The organism is Mycobacterium sp. (genome assembly GCF_049683935.1).
In the GTDB taxonomy this organism is placed as follows: Bacteria; Actinomycetota; Actinomycetes; order Mycobacteriales; family Mycobacteriaceae; genus Mycobacterium.
This window is the reverse complement of the sequence record NZ_JBAUJR010000022.1, coordinates 1-4,752: the sequence shown is the minus strand read 5'-3', so window position 1 is coordinate 4,752 and position 4,752 is coordinate 1. Positions and strand designations below refer to the sequence as shown.

The window sequence follows — 4,752 nt, the reverse complement described above, 5'->3', positions numbered from 1 at the left end:
GACCCCATCCGTCGGCCGCCGCGATCCAGCCGCGGAAGCCGATGCCGGTGGTGGCGACGACGATGTCGGGTGGCGAGTCGATCAGTGCCTGGGTGCGCTGGCGCAACTCGGTGTCGTCGGGCAGTGGCACCATTTCGATCGCGGCCGCGGCGGTGACGGTCGCGCCACGACGCTTGAGCAGCGCGCCCAGTTCCTCGGCGCGCCGCGCTGATGTCACCGCGACCCTGAATCCGGTGAGCGGCGACCAGTCCGGCTCACTCATGACCTCTGTCTATTCAGGTCGTGTTTCGGCGCGATTAAGCAGCTGTTGCGACAACGTGTCACCCCCGCTCAGGCGATGAACTTCCGCTCACCGCATCTGTGTTCTCGCTGTGAGCTCACCAGACGTCGCCGTCGCGCCAGTCGCACGCGATCGGGGCGCCCGGGTCGAGCGTCACGGTGTCCGGCAATTCGGCGGGCAGCACCAGCAGCGACCCGTCGTCGTCGGGTGTGCGGGCACGGCCGTCCGGTGCCAGCACCGACGTCGGCCCCTCCCACGGCAGCCACCCCCGCGCGGCGTACAGCGGCCTGCCCAGGTCGCTCGCGCTGAGCGCACCGAGGTGGTACCCGCCGCGAATGACCTGCTCGGCGGCATCCATCAGAGCCGCGCCGAGACCCTGACCGCGGTGGTCTTCGCGCACCGCGACGCCCTCGACGTAACCGCACCGCAGCGCGGTGTCGCCGTAGAGAAGCCGACGCTGCACGACCGCCGCGTGTCCGATCAGGGCGCCACGCTGGCAGATCACGGCGTGCATCCCGCCGAGCGCGTGCTCCCAGTCGGCATCGGTGAACTCCCCGTCGGGAGCCCCCCGGAAGGCGTCGATGACCATCAGCCGGGCATGTTCGCGGGTTTCGTCGTCGAGATCTGAGGTGTGAACGAGGCGGGCACGCACTCTTCCGGTCTACCAGCGCGGGCCGCGCCGCGGTACCTCCGGGTCAGTCCTCGAACGGCCGTCGGGGCCGCGACCAGTGCAACCGCACCGTCTGGCCGGGGCGGGCCTGGGCGAGCTTGTCGATGTCGTCGTCGACCACCACACCGATCACCGGATAGCCGCCGGTCACCGGGTGGTCGGGGCCCAGGATGACCGGGAAACCGTTCGGTGGAACCTGGATGGCACCGCGGGTCGCACCCTCGCTGGGCAGTTGCCGGTCCGGCCGACGGTACTCCAGCGGCATGCCCACGAGTCGGATGCCGACCCGGTCGCTGCGGTTGGTGACCTGCCAGTTGGTGCGCACCAGGATGTCCGGGTCGACGAACCAGTCGTCCCGCGGTCCGGGCACCACCATGAGCTCGAGCACGTCGTCGGCGATGGCCGCCACCGGCGCCTGGTCGAGTTCGGGGAAGTCGTCGGTGTGCTCGCCGACCGGCAGCACATCACCTGCCCGCAGCGGCAGCGGCCCGAGCGCGGACATCACGTCGTAGCTGCGCGACCCCAGCACCGGCGCCACGTCGAAGCCGCCCCGCACCGCCAGATACGAGCGCAGCCCCGAATGCGGTGCCCCGAGGGAGATCACCTCGCCGTCCTGTGCGTGGTGAATGCTGTTAATGCCAAAGGGAACCCCGTCGACTGCGGGGTCGGTGTCGGCACCGGTGACCGCGATCGCGACGCCATCCCGGCCGCCGCCGTGCACCCGCGCGGTGAACCCGCCCAGCGTCACCTCCACCGTCGCCGCGTCACCCGGATTGGCGACAAGCCGGTTCGCCAGCGTGTGTGCGCGTCGGTCGGCCGCACCGGAGCGCGTGACACCCAGGTGTGACAGCCCCGGTCGACCGAGATCCTCGAGCAGTGCCAACGGGCCGGTCTGAATGATCTCCAGCGTCACGGCGCTCATCAGCGCACCGCCTGGAACTGCACCCACATACCGGGGGTCAGCAGCGCGGGGTTGTCCCGTTCGACGTCCCACAGCACCGCCGTGGTGCGCCCGATCAGCTGCCACCCGCCGGGCGATTCTCGGGGGTAGACGCCGCTGAACTCGCCGGCGAGTCCGACGGATCCGACGGGCACCTTGGTGCGCGGGTCCGACCTCCGGGGGACGACGAGTCGCTCGTCGCCGCCCACCAGGTAGCCGAAACCCGGTGCAAAGCCGCTGAATCCGACGCGCCAGGGACGTCCGGTGTGCGCCGCGACGACCTCGTCGGCGCTCAGTCCGGTCAGCCGGGCCACCTCGTCGAGATCCTCACCGTCATAGACGACGTCGATGACCACGTCGGCCTGACCGTCGGCAGGTGCGGCTGATTCGGCGATCGCGTCGCGGCTGGGCCTGACCTGGGCGATCCGCTGCCGTGTCGGTGCCAGATACCGGGACTCCGCCAGCTTCACCAGGACCGTGCGCGCGGCGGGGACGATGTCCACCACGCCAGGCAATTCCGCCGCCCGCAGGGCATCGGTCCACGCCAGAACCTCAGCGGTGCTGTCGAACTCCAGAAGCAGGGCGCGGTCACCGTAGTCCAGGATGCTGCTCGCGCCGTCGGTGCGCATCGTCGCCGTCACATTCGATGTCAGGCTCATGGAACCAAAGCTACCGCTGAGTAGCTTTACCGGCCATCGATCGCCGGAACCTCTTCGATCCTTGCCAGAGCAGCCTTAATGCCTGCTCACACTGCGGGCTGATAGGTCGGTTCCCGGCGCTTAATGTAGGCGATCACGCGGTAGGTGATCGGCAGCAGCGCGACCTCGATGACGGTTTTGTACAGCCAGCCCTGGGCGGTGTAGGTGACGAAGTCGCCGAAACTGGTGATGCCGATGACGCTGGCAGCGATCGCGCAGAACACGATGGTGTCGCCGAGTTGCCCGATGAAGGTCGACCCGACCAGGCGCGCCCACAGGTGCTTCTCCTTGGTGCGTTCCTTGATCAGCACCAGCGACCACGCATTGAGGGTCTGCCCGACGATGAAGCCGGCAAGCCCGGCGATGATCAGACCGGTGTAGGAGTGCGCGATGTTCTCGAAATGCTCCTGGTTTTCGTAGAAATCCGCGGCTGGAAGATAGATCGTCACCCAGAGCGCAAGGGCGGCAAGGATGTTCATCGCGAAGCCGGTGAAGATGGCGCGGCGTGCGGCTTTGAAGCCGTACACCTCGGAGAGCACGTCGCCGATCACGTAGGTCAGCGGGAAGACGATGAAGCCGCCGTCGGTGATGATCGGCCCGAATTCGACACCCTTGGTCGCGGTGAGGTTGGAGACGATCACCAGCGCGGTGAAGACGGCCACGAGCACCGGATAGTAGGCCGACCCCACGCGGGCGAAGGCGGCGTGGGTGTCGGGGTCGGTGGTCTCGCTTGTCACCGGGACATTAGATCAGCCCAGCGCCGCAGCGATCATCTGCGGCAACCTCTCGGCGACCACCGGGTAGGACAGCGTCGAGGCGTAGGCGATCGCCCCGGCGAGTTCCTTGCCCGTGAAGACGTGGCGCTGTTCGGCCGTTGCCGACAGACCGGCAATCGTGGGGTCGGCCAGCAGAGCGGCCTGTTCCTCGTCGCTCTCGGTGGTCCAGATGATGACGTCGGCGGAGTCCAGGACCGAGGCCATGTCGTCGCGCGGGATCAACTCCTGGTCGGGTGCCACGACAGTCAGCCCCATCTGGGTGAGGAACTCGTGGCGCCAATCGGGGCCCTGGACCTGCACGCTGTCCCGGAACAGGGTGCCCTCGAGCAGCAGCACCGTCTTGTCGGCGAACTGCGGGTTGGCCTCCTTGACCGCGGCGAACTGCGCGTCGACATCGGCGATGAGGGTCTGCATGTCGTCGTGGCGGAACACCGCCTGGCCGATGGCCGTGGCCTGGTCTCGCCATGGTTCGAAGAACGCGTTGCGCCCGGACTGCGGGATCGTGGGTGCGACGGCCGACAGTCGCGTATAGGTGTCCTGGTCGAGGCCGGCGTCGGTGGCCACGATCAGGTCGGGCCGTAATCCCGCGATCTGGTCGATCGGCACCCCGTCGGTGAGGTAGAGCACCACCGGTTGGGCGCCGCCCAGGCGGGGGAACGCCCACGGCCAGACGCCGAACGGTTCGGCGCCGAACCAGTCGGTCACCGCGATCGGAACGACGCCGAGGGCCAGCAGATCGTCGGCGTCGGTCAGGCCGGCACTGACGACCCGCGTCGGCGGGGCGGGGATTTTCGTTTCGCCGAACACGTGGGTGACGGTCACCGACCCGTCGTCGGCGACGGTGCCGGGCTTGTCGGATCCGCAGCCGGCCACCAGCAGTGCGACCGCGGCCGTCAACGTCAGGAACCGGCGCCACGACGCCATCACGGGCATGTCGCGAGCGTAGCTATCGGAAAGCCCGGCCGTCGGTTCGGCGGTCAGCGCTCCTTACGGAACGGGGATCGGGACCATGCCTGCCGGCGGCCACACCGGCGGGGGTGCGGGTGCCGGGGCTGCGGGTGCGCCGGGGGGCGGTGCGGGGGAGACGACACCGGGCGGGAGCTCTCCCGGTGGAAGCATCGGCATCTGCCGCACGCCCATCGCCTCGGCCATCGCCGGGTCCATCTGCGAGGGGTAGAGCGTGTCGTAGAGCTCTTGGGTACCGCGCATGTTCCACAGTTCCCGCAGGAAGCTCATCTGGCCGGTGTTGTTGAAGTCGCCGTTCGGCACGGGAGCAATGTAGGGCGCGGTTCCGGGCGGGGGCGGAGGTGCCGGCGCCGGGCCTGGGATTGCGCCACCCTCTGCGACGGGGGTGTAGGTGAAGACCTGGTTGGGCGCGGGCGCGGGAC

The 4,752-nt window shown here is 68.9% G+C and carries 7 protein-coding genes; all 7 read right to left on the bottom strand.

Features of this window, described 5'->3' with window-relative positions; genetic code table 11:
• On the bottom strand, positions 1–262 hold a 262-nt coding region (locus WA965_RS01435; protein ID WP_526446953.1), incomplete at its 3' end, for a uroporphyrinogen-III synthase.
• 115 nt (positions 263–377) lie between these two features.
• Entirely contained in the window at positions 378–932 is a 555-nt protein-coding gene (locus tag WA965_RS01430; protein WP_526297399.1) for a GNAT family N-acetyltransferase, read from the bottom strand.
• A gap of 43 nt (positions 933–975) precedes the next feature.
• Positions 976–1,872, bottom strand: coding sequence for a 5-oxoprolinase/urea amidolyase family protein (locus tag WA965_RS01425; RefSeq protein WP_526297401.1), 897 nt, complete (start codon positions 1,870–1,872; stop codon positions 976–978).
• Complete coding sequence (locus tag WA965_RS01420; RefSeq protein WP_526297403.1) at positions 1,872–2,549, bottom strand: 5-oxoprolinase subunit B family protein; 678 nt, start codon at positions 2,547–2,549, stop codon at positions 1,872–1,874. Before WA965_RS01420 ends, WA965_RS01425 begins: the two co-directional genes overlap by 1 nt.
• An 86-nt stretch (positions 2,550–2,635) precedes the next feature.
• The gene (locus tag WA965_RS01415) at positions 2,636–3,325 is read right to left on the bottom strand and encodes a queuosine precursor transporter (protein ID WP_178356751.1); all 690 of its coding nucleotides are present in this window, start codon (positions 3,323–3,325) and stop codon (positions 2,636–2,638) included.
• A gap of 12 nt (positions 3,326–3,337) precedes the next feature.
• On the bottom strand, positions 3,338–4,297 hold the full coding sequence (locus tag WA965_RS01410) for an ABC transporter substrate-binding protein (RefSeq protein WP_526297405.1): 960 nt from the start codon (positions 4,295–4,297) through the stop codon (positions 3,338–3,340).
• Positions 4,298–4,351: 54 nt separating this feature from the next.
• A partial coding sequence (locus tag WA965_RS01405) for a hypothetical protein (RefSeq protein WP_526446951.1) occupies positions 4,352–4,752 on the bottom strand: 401 nt, incomplete at its 5' end.